This window comes from Streptococcus infantis (assembly GCF_047463275.1).
Taxonomy (GTDB): domain Bacteria; phylum Bacillota; class Bacilli; order Lactobacillales; family Streptococcaceae; genus Streptococcus; species Streptococcus infantis_AF.
Genome location: NZ_JASHEE010000001.1, coordinates 232102 through 250191, shown reverse-complemented (window position 1 = coordinate 250191; position 18090 = coordinate 232102). Strand labels below are relative to the sequence as shown.

At 38.0% G+C, this 18090-nt stretch carries 23 protein-coding genes; 10 read left to right on the top strand and 13 right to left on the bottom strand.

Features of this window, described 5'->3' with window-relative positions; translation table 11 throughout:
• Positions 1 to 57 precede the first annotated feature (57 nt).
• Genes QM923_RS01240 through QM923_RS01230 form a run of 3 tightly spaced genes read right to left on the bottom strand, consistent with a single transcriptional unit; the run spans position 58 to position 1202 of the window.
• Complete coding sequence (locus QM923_RS01240) at positions 58 to 192, bottom strand: hypothetical protein (protein WP_000667627.1); 135 nt, start codon at positions 190 to 192, stop codon at positions 58 to 60.
• A 45-nt stretch (positions 193 to 237) separates the two neighbouring features.
• Positions 238 to 576, bottom strand: a complete 339-nt coding sequence (gene cadX / locus QM923_RS01235) for a Cd(II)/Zn(II)-sensing metalloregulatory transcriptional regulator CadX (protein ID WP_002889640.1) — start codon at positions 574 to 576, stop codon at positions 238 to 240.
• Positions 577 to 587: 11 nt separating this feature from the next.
• Positions 588 to 1202, bottom strand: a complete 615-nt coding sequence (locus QM923_RS01230) for a CadD family cadmium resistance transporter (RefSeq protein WP_414290567.1) — start codon at positions 1200 to 1202, stop codon at positions 588 to 590.
• Positions 1203 to 1230: 28 nt separating this feature from the next.
• Between QM923_RS01230 and QM923_RS01225 the strand changes: the two genes are divergently transcribed.
• The 9 genes from QM923_RS01225 (at position 1231) to QM923_RS01185 (ending at position 7267) form a co-directional block, all read left to right on the top strand.
• Positions 1231 to 1416 (top strand): FanG protein, encoded by a 186-nt coding sequence (locus QM923_RS01225; protein ID WP_414290566.1) that lies wholly within the window; start codon positions 1231 to 1233, stop codon positions 1414 to 1416.
• Between the two features lie 409 nt (positions 1417 to 1825).
• Positions 1826 to 2422, top strand: a complete 597-nt coding sequence (locus QM923_RS01220) for a DUF3796 domain-containing protein (RefSeq protein WP_414290565.1) — start codon at positions 1826 to 1828, stop codon at positions 2420 to 2422.
• A gap of 2 nt (positions 2423 to 2424) precedes the next feature.
• On the top strand, positions 2425 to 2649 hold the full coding sequence (locus QM923_RS01215; protein ID WP_414290564.1) for a helix-turn-helix transcriptional regulator: 225 nt from the start codon (positions 2425 to 2427) through the stop codon (positions 2647 to 2649).
• A 199-nt stretch (positions 2650 to 2848) separates the two neighbouring features.
• The gene (locus QM923_RS01210) at positions 2849 to 3058 is read left to right on the top strand and encodes a hypothetical protein (RefSeq protein WP_004253056.1); all 210 of its coding nucleotides are present in this window, start codon (positions 2849 to 2851) and stop codon (positions 3056 to 3058) included.
• Positions 3059 to 3170: 112 nt separating this feature from the next.
• Positions 3171 to 3914: a DeoR/GlpR family DNA-binding transcription regulator gene (locus QM923_RS01205; protein ID WP_004253055.1), complete on the top strand. Its 744-nt coding sequence runs from the start codon at positions 3171 to 3173 to the stop codon at positions 3912 to 3914.
• A gap of 13 nt (positions 3915 to 3927) precedes the next feature.
• Complete coding sequence (locus tag QM923_RS01200) at positions 3928 to 4746, top strand: Cof-type HAD-IIB family hydrolase (protein ID WP_004253054.1); 819 nt, start codon at positions 3928 to 3930, stop codon at positions 4744 to 4746.
• A gap of 65 nt (positions 4747 to 4811) precedes the next feature.
• A complete protein-coding gene (locus tag QM923_RS01195; protein WP_414290563.1) occupies positions 4812 to 5618 on the top strand; it encodes a peptidylprolyl isomerase in 807 nt (268 codons plus the stop codon).
• A gap of 27 nt (positions 5619 to 5645) precedes the next feature.
• Positions 5646 to 5885, top strand: a complete 240-nt coding sequence (locus tag QM923_RS01190; RefSeq protein WP_414290562.1) for a zinc-ribbon domain-containing protein — start codon at positions 5646 to 5648, stop codon at positions 5883 to 5885.
• A gap of 110 nt (positions 5886 to 5995) precedes the next feature.
• A complete protein-coding gene (locus tag QM923_RS01185; protein WP_414290561.1) occupies positions 5996 to 7267 on the top strand; it encodes a hypothetical protein in 1272 nt (423 codons plus the stop codon).
• A gap of 66 nt (positions 7268 to 7333) precedes the next feature.
• Here QM923_RS01185 and QM923_RS01180 read toward each other — a convergent pair whose 3' ends face one another.
• The 10 genes from QM923_RS01180 to QM923_RS01135 form a co-directional block, all read right to left on the bottom strand.
• Positions 7334 to 8875: an ABC-F family ATP-binding cassette domain-containing protein gene (locus tag QM923_RS01180; protein WP_074324219.1), complete on the bottom strand. Its 1542-nt coding sequence runs from the start codon at positions 8873 to 8875 to the stop codon at positions 7334 to 7336.
• Between the two features lies 1 nt (position 8876).
• Positions 8877 to 9350, bottom strand: a complete 474-nt coding sequence (locus QM923_RS01175; protein WP_414290560.1) for a VanZ family protein — start codon at positions 9348 to 9350, stop codon at positions 8877 to 8879.
• Between the two features lies 1 nt (position 9351).
• A complete protein-coding gene (gene rlmN, locus QM923_RS01170) occupies positions 9352 to 10437 on the bottom strand; it encodes a dual-specificity RNA methyltransferase RlmN (RefSeq protein WP_414290559.1) in 1086 nt (361 codons plus the stop codon).
• Positions 10438 to 10453: 16 nt separating this feature from the next.
• Complete coding sequence (locus tag QM923_RS01165) at positions 10454 to 10987, bottom strand: YutD family protein (protein ID WP_414290558.1); 534 nt, start codon at positions 10985 to 10987, stop codon at positions 10454 to 10456.
• Positions 10988 to 11155: 168 nt separating this feature from the next.
• Positions 11156 to 12061 carry an aquaglyceroporin Gla gene (gene gla / locus QM923_RS01160; RefSeq protein WP_414290557.1) on the bottom strand — a complete coding sequence of 302 codons (906 nt, stop codon included), beginning with the start codon at positions 12059 to 12061 and terminating at the stop codon, positions 11156 to 11158.
• Between the two features lie 158 nt (positions 12062 to 12219).
• Positions 12220 to 13386, bottom strand: coding sequence for an ATP-grasp domain-containing protein (locus QM923_RS01155; RefSeq protein WP_414290556.1), 1167 nt, complete (start codon positions 13384 to 13386; stop codon positions 12220 to 12222).
• A 12-nt stretch (positions 13387 to 13398) separates the two neighbouring features.
• Positions 13399 to 14139: an esterase family protein gene (locus QM923_RS01150; RefSeq protein ID WP_247921376.1), complete on the bottom strand. Its 741-nt coding sequence runs from the start codon at positions 14137 to 14139 to the stop codon at positions 13399 to 13401.
• A 21-nt stretch (positions 14140 to 14160) separates the two neighbouring features.
• Complete coding sequence (locus QM923_RS01145; protein WP_414290555.1) at positions 14161 to 14985, bottom strand: alpha/beta hydrolase; 825 nt, start codon at positions 14983 to 14985, stop codon at positions 14161 to 14163.
• Positions 14986 to 15119: 134 nt separating this feature from the next.
• Positions 15120 to 16334, bottom strand: a complete 1215-nt coding sequence (thiI, locus tag QM923_RS01140) for a tRNA uracil 4-sulfurtransferase ThiI (protein WP_414290554.1) — start codon at positions 16332 to 16334, stop codon at positions 15120 to 15122.
• An 8-nt stretch (positions 16335 to 16342) separates the two neighbouring features.
• The gene (locus QM923_RS01135) at positions 16343 to 17485 is read right to left on the bottom strand and encodes a cysteine desulfurase family protein (protein ID WP_414290553.1); all 1143 of its coding nucleotides are present in this window, start codon (positions 17483 to 17485) and stop codon (positions 16343 to 16345) included.
• A gap of 136 nt (positions 17486 to 17621) precedes the next feature.
• Between QM923_RS01135 and QM923_RS01130 the strand changes: the two genes are divergently transcribed.
• The gene (locus QM923_RS01130; RefSeq protein WP_414290552.1) at positions 17622 to 18023 is read left to right on the top strand and encodes a DUF6556 family protein; all 402 of its coding nucleotides are present in this window, start codon (positions 17622 to 17624) and stop codon (positions 18021 to 18023) included.
• The last annotated feature ends 67 nt before the right edge of the window (positions 18024 to 18090 follow it).

The following is an 18090-nucleotide window of genomic DNA, read 5'->3' as shown; positions in this document are numbered from 1 at the left end:
ATCAATAAATATATCATATTTCACAATAAATGACTACTATCAAAGATACATTTTCTTTCAGATTTCTTCCTTTTCAACTTGGCTAACTTGACCTGCATTACCTAGGTCGCTTTGCTTTAAATTATACTTTTTTCTTAAACATTTGATACGAGTAGGTATTTCTTGTGAGTAATTTTCATCAAAAAATTTCATAGATAAGTCCTATATATAATCATGGTAAAGTAGTAAAAATAGTTGTTATCCTAGTTGATTAAAAAAGTCTTTGATTTCCTCATCTTTTATAAAATAATATATAATTTTCCCCTCTCTTCTAGTGTCCAAGATGTTTTGATTGGCTAGTTTACGAAGATGGTGGGAGGCAGATGCCATACTGAGATTTAATAAACAGGCTATATCGCAGACACAGAGTTCTTCGACGGCAAGGAGATAAAAGATGATATTTATCTGTTTATTATCGGTAAATTTTGATAAAATGCGAAGTGATTTTTGGACTTTTTCCTTTTCAAGGTAGTTCGTTGCGGTTGTAACATTTTGTTGATTTATAACATCCACTTGACAGATACTATCTTTTTTCATAATTTTTTCTCCTAGCCGAACACAGTCCTTAGCATGTCAAAAACGTTGTTTTCAATCAGGATATATATCCCCAATCCTAAATAAACAACGGCAATAAACCATCTGCTATATTTCTCCAAAGTTTCTCCAACAGAAGGGACTTGTGCCAATTTTTGGGCAGAAAAAACCAAGAGATAAATCATGACTAGAAAGGTAAGCAAAGCCACTATTAAATTCGCTAAATTTAAGGTAATAAAATATGGGACAAAAACACCAATATTGTCAGCACCACAACTTGCAAAAGTAATCATAGCGACTAGAAAAATCAGGTTTTTATTATCTTTGCGCAAACCATCTTTTGCAATAGCTTCTCCATCAGAATCTCCTAAAAGCAAAACTTTGAGGCCTAGGAAAATTGGAATCAAACCGAGCAAACCTAAAATCTCTTTACTAGGAATATAATTTAAGACAAATGCAAAAAGTAAACTTAGCAATATTAGACTAACAGAGCCTAGAAATTGTCCTAAATAGATGTTAATGATGTCTTTTCTGCTTTTTCTTTTGGCAAAAAATAACATTAGGATAATAAGTAAGTCTACGGCTGTCCCAGAATACAGGATTATTGAAGTAACAATATTTTGGATCATAAAACACCTCATTCAAATATATTTTTGAATGTATTCTAACATTAAACTTTGTAGATGTCAACTTCAGCTCCATCAAAGTATAGATAAGAAGGTAGTGTACCAAACATTAAAAAGCCCTGTCATCGAAATGATAGCAGGGCTCAACTTCAATATCCAGATGATATATTTATCTAAAAAAGGTAGAGAAACAGGTAGAGTTTGGACTGAAATATAGTGAAATGTATTGAAATTGAAAAAAGAAAAACGCTTGAAATCAGCGTTTTTCTTATGTATTGTTCGTATTGAATGCTTACTTCACTTCTGTAAAAATCAACTTCTACACCTAAAGCTTATTCTGATAGACTTTATAACAGTCTAAGAAAAAAAGTAGAGATTCATACAGTATCTAGATTTTCCAAAAATTCTTTATCATCAAATATTATTAACGAAACTATCCAAACCAAATCCGATGCATAACTTCAAAGAATTCTTTAGTTGTTTGACTAGCGAGGTCTTTAATTAAAAATTTTTTTCAAATAATTGCCTCATTGACACATAAATTCTTGCTTTCTAAACTTAAGTGTGATATATTTATAACATAAATTTAAGTGTTATATATTTATAACACAAAAAAGGAGTCTATCATGAAAAAAAGTCAAAAAATGCGTGGCCTCATTTCAATGATTGCCGTAGCTCTCTCTATTGATTTTATTGTTTTATTTGGTTCTAATCTTAGTTGGGGACCCAAGTTAGTTATTGTTGGTATTTCAGTGTTAAGTCAGATTGTAGCTATTTGGGGCTGGCTACATATGAAACCACGACCTCATAAGATTCAGAAGGGTAAGGGGAAGACTATTTTTGACTTGTCTGCTAAGCTTTACACGATACTTTTGTTTGCAGCAAGCATTTTTTATACAGTAGGGGTTTGGGCAGTGACCCCAAGTGAAAGTTCTGGTATCAAAGAATGGATTTTGGGAATTGGCCTCGTTATTGAAGTGATTGTATTTGGTTTTTTCTCTTTGAAAAATGTCAAGGAAACTCCAGACGAACGCTTTTATGCTAATTTAGCCAAGGCAGCTAGCTTGATGTTTGTTTTTATGCTAGGCGCACTGATGATCCTAGCAGTTATTATTGGGTATATGGGGTCTCTCAGTCTTTACATGGGCCAGATCTTTATTAGCATAGCTGCCTTGATTTTCATCTTTGCGGTTGTCTATCTTATCTTGGAACGGAGAGGATAAGTATGTCCAAAGAAAGCAAGATTATTACTAATCTCAAATCTGTTCGTGAGTCCAAAGGCATGACCCAGCAGGAGTTAGCCGACCTCATCGGCATGCGACGCGAGACAATTCTGCACTTGGAAAATAATCGTTACAATCCTTCGCTGGAAATGGCTCTTAAAATTGCTCAAGTTTTTGATTTGAAAGTAGAAGACCTCTTTGAACTCAGACAGAAAGAGGAAGCATAATTCTTTTCGAGACCTAGCATTAAGTTCATTGATTAATTAGGAATTGAAGCCAAAAGAAAAAATCCTTTGAAAATGTGCTCTTTTAAAATATAGTAATTCTTATGGCATTGATATCCCAAAACATTTAGATACGCTTGTTGAAAAAGGATATGCTATTATCGAAACCGCCTTTGACTCGCTTTACCATCTAAATGCTACTATGAAAAAGAGTATCCTTAAAAAGAAGGGTGTTACTGGACTCTCCAAGATGAAGGCCACCGAATTGAATCAAGCACTTCATGATCATTTTTCAGAAGAAGAATTAGCTAACCGCTTTTCGATTCGTGGCTATAAACTAACTCCAAAAGGTGAACAAGCTCTCAAAGACCATCAAGTAATCATTGACCTCCATCCTAAAAAGAATCTTTAATCAACCAAAGCTGGTTGATTTTTTTGTAATTTTTTAAAACACTTACAAATCATTACAATTATTGACAAATGCTTATAAAAAGAGTATAGTATTAAAAAAAGGAGGAATTCCTATGTACCAAGAACAACGATTAGAAGAAATCATAAAACTTTTAGAGGATAGAGGAAGTCTGTCAGCAAAAGAAATGGTTGACCATTTCCATGTTTCCAAAGATACCATCCGTAGAGATTTTTCAATTCTCGCAAAGGAAAAACGAGCAAGAAGAACTCATGGAGGTTTATTGCCAATTCAAAAGCAAAGGATTCTTGATTTTCAAGGTAGAGCAGAACAATCTTCTAAAGAAAAAGAGAAAATTGCTCATTTAGCTACCCAACTCATTTCTGATTCACAACTGATATTCTTTGATGTTTCAACCACTATACTTGAGTTAGCAAAAATTATAGATAAAAAAGTTACTATTTTCAGTCATTCATTAGATAACGCACTTATCTTAGGAAATAATGAAAATGTCGATTTTCATATTCTCGGTGGAAAATTTCATAGACAGAATCGTTTTTATTATTCACTAGAAGAATCCAATACTTTAGAGGGAATTAGATTTGATGTAGCATTTTTTGGCGCTGCTAGTCTTTCAGACGGACAAGTTAGTTTTGAGGATCAAGAAGATGTTCTCATGAAAAAAAGAGCATTTAAAACTAGTAAAATTCGCGTCTTGTTAGCTGAAACAGGAAAGATAAACAAACACTCTCATTTTATACTTTCTGAACTAGCTGATTTTGATTACTGGATTACAGATAAAGAGCCTGATGTAGAAATACAAGAATCTTTAGATGGTAGAACAACAATACTATTTTAAAAAGGAGCAAAATATGTCAAGAATTAAATTAATTATGAGTGATATTGACGGCACTATTTTGGATAAAAATCACCAATTAGATTCTTATTTGATAGAACTGATGCCACTTTTAAAACAATGTAATATTCCTTTTGTTCTAGCTTCTGCTAGATCTCCTCTCGGTATAGCTCCAATTTCTAAAGAACTTGGCATCACCGACTGTCCTATTGCCTGCTATAATGGAGCACTCATCAGTTTAGGAGATAAAATCCTAAGTCAGTATTCTATTGATAAAAGCGAATTGCTCTTACTTCATGACTTTTTGAAAAAAGAATTCCCGACAGTTTCTATAAATGTTTATTCTGGAAAAGATTGGCTTGTGAATACTATTGATGAATGGGTAGAAATCGAAGCAACTATTACTGGAGAAAGTCCAAAAGTTACATCTTTAGCAGATTTTATAAGAGACGAGAAAACTCTTGTTCATAAACTTTTGCTGATAGATAATACGGATACCATACAGAAACTTCAAAAAACCTTATCCTCAATAGATTTCCCTCAAACCGACTTCTATCTCTCTAAAGATAACTATCTAGAAGTTACACATAATCAAGTATCCAAAAAACAAGCTCTGTTAGAATTAGCAAATTACTATCAACTTCCCCTTACCTCAATTATGACTCTCGGTGACAATTATAATGATATTCCCATGATTGAAACCGCAGGGCTAGGTATAGCCATGGGGAATGCTCCTAGAGATGTCAAAACTTGTGCAAAAGCAGTTACTGACTCTAATGAACAAAATGGAGTAAGTAAAGCTATAAAGTTACATGTGTTAGATAAATATTCTTAATTGAAAATTTGAAATCCACTTCCTTTTAGGGTACAATGGTAGAAATGAATCTTGAAAGGAATAACATGAAAAAACTAGCTACACTACTACTCATCTCAACATTTGCCCTCGGTGGATGTACAAGCATCCAACGTGCACTTCGTGGGGATGATTACGTTGATACAAAAATTGCCGAGGAAGAACGTTCAAAAACTGCAAACAAAGAAGCTGCTGACTTAAAAGACGCCTTAACTAACGAAAATGCTAACTTCCCTCAACTTTCTAAGGAAGTTGCTGACGATGAGGCTGAAGCTATCCTCCACACAAGCCTAGGCGATATCCGCATCAAGCTCTTTCCAAAGTTAGCTCCACTTGCCGTTGAAAACTTCCTTACTCACGCTAAGGAAGGCTACTACAATGGTGTTACCTTCCACCGTGTGATTGATGGATTTATGGTACAAACCGGGGATCCAAAAGGGGATGGTACAGGCGGTGAATCTATCTGGCATGATAAGGATAAAACCAAGGACAAGGGGACCGGTTTTAAAAATGAAATCTCTCCATACCTCTATAATATCCGTGGTTCCCTATCTATGGCCAATACTGGTCAACCAAGCACAAATGGTAGCCAATTCTTCATCAACCAAAGTACAACAGACTATTCTGCTAAACTTCCTACAAATAGCTATCCAAAGAAAATTATCGAAGCCTACAAAGAAGGTGGAAATCCAACTCTTGATGGAAAACACCCAGTATTTGGTCAAGTAATCGATGGGATGGACGTTGTAGATAAAATTGCTAAGGCTGAAAAAGATGAAAAAGACAAACCAACTACTGCTATCACTATCGACAGTATCGAAATTGTTAAAGACTACGATTTTAGTAAACAATAACACCATTAACTATAAGGAGATGTTAAAATGATTCTATTTTGGGGGTCAAAAGGTTACCAAAAAGTGTTGGGACATACTCAAACTGCTATCGAATGTGGTCATTGTAACAATGTTGGTACTTGGGAAATTACGGAATACGGACGTAAGTTTACTCTTTACTGGATTCCGCTCTTCCCTTATGGTAAAACTTATTTCGTTTCTTGTCCGATTTGTCAATATGGGCGTGAAATTCAAAAATCTGAGATTGAACAATATTTGAACTATTAAAAAGGATAGGTCATAGGGCCTATCTTTTTTAATTGACCTTTCCTTGTAAACGCTCTTTTTCTTCTCCAGTTATGATATAATACAGTTAACAGTAATAAGGAGGTTCTCCTATGAAACCATATAAAATAAGCTTGATACGACTTTGCTTGGTCTTGTTAGGATATTTACTCTATAATCTAGTTCTTTTTGCTCCCTTCTATTCATCAGGTTATGCTATTGTCATTCTACCGCCTGTATTCTTTTTAGCAATAGCTTTAATCCTTTTAGGTAATTTTTTTGCCTTCAGAGATCCCCTGAAATTAAAATCAAGCTTTAAAGATAATCAGCTAGTCCAAAAGACTAGTAATATACAAGTAATTTTAGCAACTATAGGAGTCTGCTTACAATTATCATATATAGTATATCTAAGTTTGTGGCCATTCAATTATATTTATAATTTCCTAATGTTGTTTACCGTTAGTCTCCTATACTCTATTATCTTCTTTATTGGAAACTTTCAAAAAACGAAGCTCAATCAAGATAACAAGTCTTCTAACAAATCAAGTTTTGTTTTTGGAACTATAGTCATTTTGTTATGTAATTCATTGTTAATCATGAATAGCAAAGTTTCGTTATGGGGCCCGACTGTTCAATATGTACAAGACTTTAAAGACTTTGGCCTAAAAGGAAAAGTCGAAGTACTTGAGAAAGAACATTTAAATGAGCCTTATAACGGAACTCTTACTACTTTATTCTATAAAGAGACTTTATCGAACGGAGAAAATTTTATCGATTATATTTATGTTTCTGATGTTCATAATGGAACACACGGTACAACATTAGATGAAAATGCCAAGGAAGAAATTCGTTCCTATCTTGAAAACGATGCGGAAAGGGAGTTATTTGATAAAGTTACACTTGAACAATTTGAATTTGTCTTAAAGGTCTACGAAGAAAGAATAAGTGATCTAAAACTAAAAGAAGATATAGTGACTAAACTTAATGAGGCAGTTGGTTTCAAATTACTAGAGAATAATTCTGTCGAGATTACACCAGCTGACAAAAGAAAATTTGATAGTATTCTTATTAAAGAGGCTGTAAAAAATAGAGAAAATGGAGATACAGATATTGCAGGATTTTACAATATCGATATTAACAAACATATCAACAATAAATCTCTAATCATTTCTATCAAGTACTTAAATTTCAGTATAATCGAGGATAGACAAAATTATAAAAATGATAATCGTGTAGACTACTTAAAAGATAAATTAACATCACTTCCAGTCGGAACTCTATCAGATGGTATCTATAAATTTGCTTTTAGCACTTTATCTGACGGTAAATATACCGACGTCAACATCACTATGGTTGTTGAAAATGGTAAGAGTTACTTGGAATAAGATAGTCTTAAGCAACTAAATTAGTCAAAAAGCCAAGTCTCATCGACTTGGCTTTTTTATAACTATTTATGTTAGCTCATTAAAGTCCCAGATTTGGTCCATCCAGCCTTCATAGAAGTCTGGTTCGTGGCAAACCATAAGGATAGAGCCTTTATATTCTTTCAAAGCACGTTTGAGTTCGTCCTTGGCATCCACATCCAAGTGGTTGGTAGGCTCGTCAAGAACAAGGACATTGTTCTCACGGTTCATCAAGAGACAGAAACGAACCTTGGCTTGTTCTCCACCTGATAGAACTTGAATCTGGCTTTCGATGTGCTTAGTCGTCAAACCACAGCGAGCAAGGGCTGCACGGACTTCAGCTTGATTGAGAGCAGGAAAGGCATTCCAAACTGCTTCTAAAGGTGTCTGGCGATTGCCACCTTCCACTTCTTGCTCAAAATAGCCGAGTTCTAGGTAATCACCGCGTTCAACTTCCCCAGCAATGGGTGGAATAATGCCCAAAAGACTCTTCAAGAGGGTTGTTTTACCGATACCATTGGCACCGATGATGGCAACCTTTTGATTGCGTTCAAAGGTAAGATTTAATGGTTTTGTAAGTGGGCGGTCGTAACCAATCTGTAAGTCTTTGGCTTGAAAGATAAAGCGTCCAGGTGTACGAGCTGGTTTAAAATCAAAGGAAGGCTTTGGCTTCTCACTTTGGAGCTCGATAATGTCCATCTTATCCAATTTCTTCTGGCGAGACATGGCCATATTACGGGTAGCAACACGCGCCTTATTACGGGCTACGAAATCCTTGAGATCAGCAATTTCCTTCTGTTGACGCTCATAGGCTGCTTCCAGCTGCGATTTCTTCATGGCATAGACTTCTTGGAACTGGTAGTAATCGCCAGAGTAGCGTGTCAACTGTTGGTTTTCTACATGATAGACGATATTGATCACATCATTGAGGAATGGAATATCGTGAGAGATAAGAACAAAGGCATTCTCATAGTTCTGAAGATAACGTTTGAGCCAGTCAATATGCTCCGCATCTAGATAGTTGGTTGGCTCATCAAGAAGTAGGATATCTGGCTTTTCAAGGAGGAGTTTAGCCAAGAGTACCTTGGTTCTTTGTCCACCTGACAAGGCTGTTACGTCCGTATCCATACCATAATCCATAACACCAAGAGCACGAGCAACTTCGTCAATCTTAGCATCTAATGTATAGAAATCACGGCTTTCCAAACGGTCCTGAAGTTCGCCGACTTCTTCCATTAGGGCATCAATATCAGCTCCCTCTTCTGCCATTTCCATATAAAGGTCATTAATCCGAGCTTCAGCTTTGAATAATTCGTCAAAGGCTGTACGCAAAACATCACGCACAGTTTGACCTTCTTTGAGAACTGCATGCTGGTCCAGGTAACCTGCTGTCACATATTTGGACCATTCCACCTTACCTTCATCAGGTACCAACTTACCAGTCACGATGCTCATGAAGGTTGATTTCCCTTCACCATTAGCACCGACTAGTCCGATATGTTCCCCCTTGAGGAGACGGAAGGACACGTCTTCAAAAATCGCACGGTCACCAAAACCGTGACTCAAATTTTTAACTTCTAAGATACTCATTTTAATTCCTTATCTTGTTTTTATGTAGTAGTTTATAGAGGACCCAGGCTAGGTAGCCACCTAAAGTATTGGTCCATAAATCATCAATCTCAAAGACCCGATTGAAATCAAAGAAAAAGTCTAAAACTAGCTGTGTGCATTCGATTCCCAAGCTCAATAAAAAGCTTAACAAAATCACTCTCTTTGTTTTTCTTAGACTAGGGATGAGATAGAGAAGCTGGAAAATTAAAGGGAAGAGCAAGAGGACATTTAAGGCGTTTTGCAAAAAAATCCAAAACAGTTGTATAGGGCTGGTTACTTCTCCCAGATTCCAAAGAGAGTTAAAAGGCGTCAAAAGAAAAACCAGGCGTCCAAAAGTTTGAATACCTGGAGTTTCCACTCCTGTAGGAAGTTGAGGCTGGGGAGTAAAACAAAAACAGACGATACAAAGACTGTATAGCACGATTCCCAGGCTTAGTAATGTTTTTCGATTCATCTTATGGATTTACTTCAGCTACTGCTTTTTGGCGATCACGTTTCATGGTATTTGAACGCAATTGTCCGCATGCGGCATCGATATCTGTACCGTGTTCTTGACGAACAACACAGTTGACGCCTTTTTTCTTGAGCGTATCATAGAAGGCCATGACACGCTCTTTCGGACTACGACTATATTGGTCGTGCTCACTGACCGGGTTGTAAGGAATCAAGTTGACATATGACAATTTCTTAATGTTTTTCAGCAATTCCGCCAACTCAAGTGCTTGTTCGACTCCATCATTGACTTCATTTAGCATGATATACTCAAAAGTTACACGGCGGTTGGTTGTTTCGATGTAATACTCAATCGCTGCAAAGAGTTTTTCAATTGGGAAGGCACGGTTAATCTTCATAATGCTTGAACGCAATTCATTGTTTGGAGCATGAAGAGAAACAGCAAGGTTAACCTGTACTCCTTCAATGGCAAACTCACGAATCTTATGAGCCAAGCCAGAGGTTGATACGGTGATATGACGAGCGCCGATAGCCATTCCCTTGTCATCATTGATGGTACGGATAAAGTTCAAAACGTTATTGTAGTTATCAAATGGCTCTCCGATACCCATTACAACGATATGGCTTACACGTTCATCTTGTCCACGTTCGTCAAAATACTTTTGAACAAGCATAATTTGAGCTACAATTTCTCCGTTATTGAGGTCACGTTGCTTCTTGATCAAACCTGATGCACAGAAGGTACAACCGATATTGCATCCTACTTGAGTTGTTACACAGACTGACAAACCATAGTGCTGACGCATAAGCACTGTCTCAATCAACATACCATCTGGTAATTCAAAGAGATATTTCACAGTACCATCTGCAGACTCTTGAACGATGCGTTGTTTCAAAGGGTTGACTACAAACTGTTCGTTGAGTTTGGCGATTAAATCCTTTGATAAGTTGGTCATTTCTTCAAATGTCTGAACACGTTTACGGTAAAGCCATTCCCAAATTTGGTCGGCACGGAATTTCTTTTCGCCCTGTTCCAAGACCCATTCTTGCATGCCTTGGCGTGTTAAACTATAAATCGACGGTTTCATGTTTTCTCCTTATTCTCTAATCTTTCTTACGGATGACGAAATGACGTTGTCCTTTATCTTCGTTCTGAGGTTTCTGTTCCTTACGACGACGTCTATTTCTCTTGTCCGTGTTATTCCTTTTTTTATTTTGAGAAGTTTTTTTGCCTTTTCGAGTATCTTTTTCTTCCTCTTTTTTGCGCATTTTTTGGTCAAATGGTGCTCGTTTGGGAGTTTCATTTTCTAGGACAAAATAGGCACAACCATAACTGCAATACTCAAGTAGGTAATCTTGTAAACGACTGATTTTTTCGAGAGACTCTTCAGCTCTCTCATTTTTGTAGAAACCACGTAAGCGCAATTGCTCATTGCTCCAGTCTCCTACAATATAATCGAACTTACTTAAAACTTCTGAAAAGCGTTGAGTAAATGCTGTTGCATCAAAAGCGTCCTTGCTATTTTCAACCAAAGTAAAGGTAAAACCTTCAGCTTCGACTTTATCTCCAGATAGATGAAATTCAGGACCAGGGAATTTATTGTAATTATATAATTCGGGTGCAATCTCTTTACGCATAATATTCCTTTTTAACGTTTACTTAATACTCTATTTTACCATATTTTTGCCATATTTTCACCTTTAGTCTTAAAATGAAAAAAGTCTGACGATTTAAGTATTAATTGATTGAAGATCCTTTCATTTAAAAAAAAGAAAAAAAACTGGGAATTCCCAGTTTTTTAAAGATTACATGTAAAGTAATTTGAAAAGTGCTACTGCTGCAATAGCAGCTGCAATCGGTGCAACTACTGGTACCCAAGCATACCACCATTTTGAATCACCTTTATGTTCACCAAGGATTGATTTTGGAAGTACTGCGTGAAGGAGACGTGGTCCAAAGTCACGAGCTGGGTTCAAACCTGGTCCTGTAGGTCCACCAAGAGATGTTACCAAGGCCATTACTAGGAAACCAAGAGCCAAGTGTGCAACAGCAAGACCTGGTGACAAGAATGGAGCTACTTGAGTTTTTGCTTGTTCAAGAGCTGCAGTAACTTGTTCTTGAGGAATTGTTTGACCTTGAGCAGTCGCTTGTGCCACTTGATCGTTAATCAATCCTTGAGCTTTAGAAAGCAACTCAGCACCAAAGAAGTTCTTTGTCATACCAAGTGCTGCAAAGAAAAGTACGAATGAACCAACGAACTCGTTGATAAAGCCGTTAACTGAAGCTGCAAAGCGTGATTCTTTAGTTCCGTGGTCAATACTTGAAATTGTTGAGAAAGTTCCCAAGATGTTGTTTGGATTTTCTGTCTTCAAGTAATATGGACGGTGAGCTGCAACAACCAAGGCTTGTCCAAAGATTGCTCCCAAAACTTGAGCGATGATGTATTGAGCTACTTGTGACCAAGGGAAAAGTCCGCTAACAGCAAGACCAAGTGTGAAGGCTGGATTGATGTGGTTACCAGAAACATTACCAAACATCAAAGCTGGGATCATAACCCCCATACCGTAACCAACAGCGATAACGAGCCAGCCACTTTGGTGACCTTTCGTACCTTTAAGTTCAACGTTGGCAACTGCACCATTACCCAAGATAATCAAGATGGCTGTTCCCAAAAATTCAGTGGCATATTTGACTGCCCATGTGAAATCCATTGATAGATTCTCCTTAATATTTTTTAGACAGTCCCTATTCTATCAATTTTTAGGGCTTTTAGCAACAGATTTTCTAAAAGAATCCTGTGAGAAAACGCTTTTATTTCAATTCTACAAAAAAGACCTAACAAACATCCTTTGTTAAGTCCAAATTTTAATTATTCTTGACGCTGACCAAAGTCCTGAATCATCTGTTCCATTTCTTCACGACTTGGTGTCGTAAGCATATAGAGATAGTCTCCTTGCAATTCAGCAAAGGCTGCTGGCATAATTTTCTTGACCTTGAACTGGTTTCCGTATTTAGCCAGCAAATCTTCTTCTGAATAAACATAATTTGCATTGGCACGACGTGATGTCGCCAAACAGTATAGGGGCTCGAATTGAGAAGCTGGGAATGGTTCACCTGCTACGATTGCTGCATAGCCCTTATACAAGTCAAAAGAATGGGCATAGTTATAGACATCAATTGTGAAGCCACCCGCTGGACGGTTATTGTATTCAATAGCAATATAATCATCACCCTCACGGAAGAACTCGATATGGAAGAAACGTTCTTTCATACCAAATTCCTTGACGATAGCCTCACCATACTTGCGAAGTTTCGGATCCATATCTTTAAGAACATAATAAGAATTGTCCATCTTGTATATCATGAGATCAAGGGGTGTATGTGCATAGTCAAAGGTAGTTGAAAAGACAATATTCCCATCTCTATCCACCAAACCATCAAAGGTACAGATTTCACTAGAGGTAACAAATTTTTCAAAGAAATAAACGGTTGAGTGGTCCCATTCAGCCTTAAAGTGGTTTACATCATCTTCTGTTTCAAGTTTGAAGGTTGCTGCCGCACCTACTCCATTGTCAGGTTTTGCAATCATGGGAAGACCGATTTCTTTCACAGCTTTGTCAACATCTGCTTCTGTTTCAATGACAGCTCCTGGAACGACTGGTACTCCCGCTTTTTTGAAGAGTTTCTTCATTTCAGACTTAAACTTAGTCTTCTTGAGGTCTTCTGGTTTGGCACCAAAAACATTGAACTGTTCACGAAGAGCAGCATCCAACTCTAGCCAGTATTCATTGTGTGATTCAATGCGGTCAATTGGACCATGCTTATAGAAAAGAAAGGCAACTGCTCGTTTAACCTCATCGATACTTTCAAGATTATCAACTCGGAAGTACTCCGTCAAGCTATTGCGCAATGGTTCATCTAGTTGTTCGTAGGGTTCTTGCCCAATCCCTAGAACTGTGATTCCTTTATTGGCTAACTCAATACTAAATTGCTGAAAATTTTGTGGGTAATAGGGTGAAATTACAAGATAATTCATAAGCAACTCCTTTTAAAGACTCATATGACCGAGGAAATATGGCATTTGTTTGCGCCACCATTCCCAGTCATGGGCAACATCGTGCCCCCATTCTGCAAACCAGGCAGGAATTTGTTTTTGGTCAAAGGCTTCTTTTAACTTGTAGTAAGAAGGCAGGCCATCTTGTTCCCAAGCACCTAGACCAGTACAAACAATAATCTCAGCCTGACGGTAACGATCAATAAACCAACCATCATTTTGATTCCAGATATAGTCTACTGGTGAATTTTGATAGATAGCATCATCGTTGTAGTAATCTCCAACAAAGAAACGAGCATCATAGACACCACTGAGGGCGATTACCTTGGTAAAGACATCTGGATGTTGGAGGAAGAAATTCAAAGCGTGATAGGCTCCCATAGAGCATCCTGTTGTCATCATACCGTCAAACCAGCCTGTCTTGTGCTTGATAAAAGGAATAGCTTCTTCAATCACATATCGTTCATAGGCACGGTGCATCTCAGCTTGATCATGACTATTTTTCCAAGTCGCAAGCCAGCTCTCACTATCGACACTTGAAAGGGTAAAGAACTGCACGCGACCTTCTTCAATAAAGGATGCACAAGTATCAATCATCCCAAAATCATAGTATTCATTGTGGCTACCACCTGAAGAAGCAAAGACAACAACTGGGATGCCTCCATGTCCGTATCGATTGACATACATTTCACGGTTAAGATGACCACTCCAGTGGCTAAGATGTTCAATATGCATATCCTGTCTCCTTTATACTGATTACCAATTTTCTGCAAAAAAGCGTAGGCAAGCTGGAAGATTTTCTGACCATGGCACTTCATGGTGAATGGCTCCAGCCTGAACCTTGAGAGAGAGATTTTCCAACTCAACTCCTCCTGCTATCAAATCATGATAATAGCGAAGAGAAGAGTCAATATAGGCCTGCTTGATATTGCCAGCCATAAGGGTCTTATCCGTGTCATCCGCCTCTTCCGTTCCAACATAGATGAAGACTCGTTGATCAGGTAATAGCTTTTTACGCTCCATATAGCGATCAAAGGCCTCTTGGTGAAGCCAGTTAGCTGATGAGAACACTCCCAAACACCCAATCTGATCCTGATACTCCAAGCCAATAAACTGGGTAATGTTGCCGCCTAGAGAAGAACCAACCATAGCAGTATGCTTGCGGTCTGATTTTGTACGATAGTTTTCATCAATAAAGGGTTTGACCACTTCAATGACAAACTCAGCGTACTCGACTCCCTTTCCACCAAACTGTTGACCGGGAATATTAGACTCTTGGAATTTCCATGCAGCATACTCATTCATCCGTCCTAGACCATCATTATCTATGGCCACTACAATCATACGGCTGATATCTGGATTCCGTTTAATGGTAGGAATGATCTTCCATGAATGACCGACATAAGATTCTTTACTGTAAAAGACATTTTGACCATCATGGAAATAGACAACCGGATAAGTTCGATCCGTGTCTTTCTCGTAATTTTTCGGGAGGAGAACACGTACACGGCGCTCCTTGCCTGTGTAGGGAACCACTAATTTATGCTCTCGCATTTTCAGGTAAAAGTAGGATTGATTCATTGTCAGAAAACTCTCTATATTCAAAATTTTACCTAATTATATCATAAAAATAGAAAAAAAGTCAGTTTCCGTCCAAATTTAGGACAATAAACTAACTTTTTTACTTATTATATTTTTTCCTCTGGTTTTTCTGATTAAAGGAGGTCATCAATTAACTCATCAACCGCATCTTTCTCAGCTTGAGGGGTAATTTCAGTAATCATAATTCCTGCCACTGCTCGCTCAACCAATCCTTCAACATCCATACGGGCTTCATACTGTTCAGCATTCTTAATCTTTGGATTTGTTTTGGGACGATCAGGCGCAAAAATCGTACAGCAGTCTTCAAAAGGTTGGATAGAAATTTCAAAAGTATCAATTTCCTGCGCAATGTCAATGATTTCCAACTTGTCCATAGTCACAACTGGTCGGATAATCGGTGTATTGGTTACGGCATTGATAGCCTGCATACTTTCTAGGGTTTGGCTTGCCACCTGACCAAGACTTTCACCATTGATGATGACCAAACCATTTCGCACTTCACGGATACGATCGGTAATCCGCATCATAAAGCGGCGAGTCAGAGTCATGAGATAAGCTTCTGGAGCCTTAGCCTTAATCTCTTCTTGAATCTCCGTGAATGGCACTTCGATAAACTGGATATTCCCACCGAACTTGGTCAATTTACGGGTCAAATCCTGAGCTTTCTTGAGGGCACCTGGACTAGTATACGGTGGGCTCGCAAAGTGAACAGCTTCGATATCTACTCCACGTTTCAAAGCAAGATAACCTGCTACAGGAGAGTCAATCCCCCCTGACAACATGAGCATACCTTTCCCAGAAGTGCCAACTGGCAAACCACCAGCCCCACGAATGGTCTCATAGGAAAGATAAGCCGCCTCTTCACGAATCTCCACTTGCAGATTGATATCGGGATTTTTCATCTGGGCTTGTACATTTGGAATGACATCAAAAACAGCACCACCAAGAACTTGGTTGAGTTCACGACTATCCAGTTCAAAGTTGTGATCACTACGTTTGCTAGAGATCTTAAAGGTCATGCCTTCCTTATAGATGTCCTGCATAATCTCTTGGACATCAGATTTAAGAACTTCTACGGATTTTTCAACCTTATATACTGGAGAAAAGTTTTGAATCCCGAAAACTTGCTTGAGAGATTCTGCTACTGGCTCATAATCTGCCCCATTCAGATAAGCGTGGGCACGATCACGGTCTGCTGTGACTTTGACTTGAGGATAGATGGACAAGACGTCTGAGATATTATTACGTAGTTTATTGATGAAACGCATACGGTTTTTGCCCTTGGTTGACAACTCTCCGTAGCGAATCATAATTTCTGAATACTGCATGAATACTCCTATCTTACTTTTTTAGTTTGATTGTAGATTAATTTCAACTTGGTCAAGAACTGCTCCACCTGACTCATGTCATTTTCTAAATCCAGGCTTAGACGAACTGCTGACTGAGCCTTATCCTTTTCGATGCCCATAGCAATCAGGGTCCCAGCAGGTTTTCCAGCCTTGGACGAGCAAGCTGATGTTGTAGAAATGAAAATATCATAATCTTCAAATGCGTGAACAATAACTTCCCCACGAACTCCCTTAATCCCAAAGGTCAGAATATGAGGCGCAAAGTTTTCCTCACCTGAAAATACAAAAATATCTGGATATTCAAGTAGGGCTTGGCGGATGACCTCTTTCATCTGACTTGTTTTGCTAGCAAATAAGTCCAGTCTCTCCATAGCCAAACGTAGTGCCTTAGCTGTCGCAGCAATTCCTGCTACATTCTCAGTTGTGGAACGATAGTCGCGCTCCTGACCACCACCGGTTAATAGGGGTGTAATTTTCTTGCCAGACTTAATGAAGACAAAGCCAACACCACGAACTCCATGGAACTTATGACTGGAGAAGGTTGCAAAATCAACTCGGTCTGTCAAATACTTTTCTGTTTGAATCTTAGCTAAAGCTTGAACCGCATCCACATGGAAAGAAATGGTTGGTTTATCTGCTAAAAGATCTGAAATAGCTTGGATGGGCTGGATGGAGCCAATTTCATTGTTGACTGCCATGATGGAAACCAAGGTCGTATCAGCTCGAAGCAAACTTGCCAAGGCCTCTACATCTACAAATCCTTTTTCATCTACTGGTGCAAAATCCACCTCAAATCCTTGAGTCTGAAGCCAAAGAGCAGACTCCTTAACCGCTGGATGCTCAATTTCTGATACGATGATGTGTTTACCAAACTGAGCTTTTTCAAAAGCGACACCTTTGATAACCCAGTTATCTCCTTCGGTACCACCAGAGGTAAAGAATACTTCTTCGCTTTTCTTACCAATTAAATCTGCAATCTGCTGACGAGAAGCTTCTAAAATTCTGGTAGACTGATCACCCAAACGATGAAGGCTAGATGGGTTACCAATAATTTTTGCAGACACCTGCATGTAAGTTTCAAGTACTTCAGGATAAGGCTTGGTCGTAGCCGAATTATCAAAGTAAATCATTGTTTCTCACACTTTCTAAAATCACTCCTTCTATTGTAACACGAAACAGTTCAGGCGACAAGAAATGCCATTCAGGTTCATTTAAGTTTTTTTTAAAGATTTTGGGTATAATGAATCATGGTAAAGGAGAGAAATTATGTCTAACTATCGCAGAAAATCAAAACCTAAAACTGAACATATCAAAAAAGGCTTTACCGTCTTTCAAAAAACAATTGCAACTTTAGCCAGTATCCTTGGTTTGATTACAGCTAGTATCACTATCATGAATGCTTTAGATAAAAACAAGGATCATAAAGATACGACTACACAAACAACCATTATCAAGGAAGTTCAAAAGGAAGCTCCCGCTGAATCCAATGCACCTGCACAAAGTCAGTCTAATAATCAAGAAACATCTCAAAAAGAAGAAGTTCAAACACCTAGCAAGAAGGAAGATACAAAATCAGATGACAATTCTCAGAAAAATGAGCAATCTGATTCTTCATCAAATACTCCAACTACTGAAGCAGGAGTTAGCGCTAATAACGGAGCATCCTAAACATTGCTCAACACCAACGGTTACTTTGTTGGTGTTTTTATTTGCTAGTTTTTTCATTTTGATCATA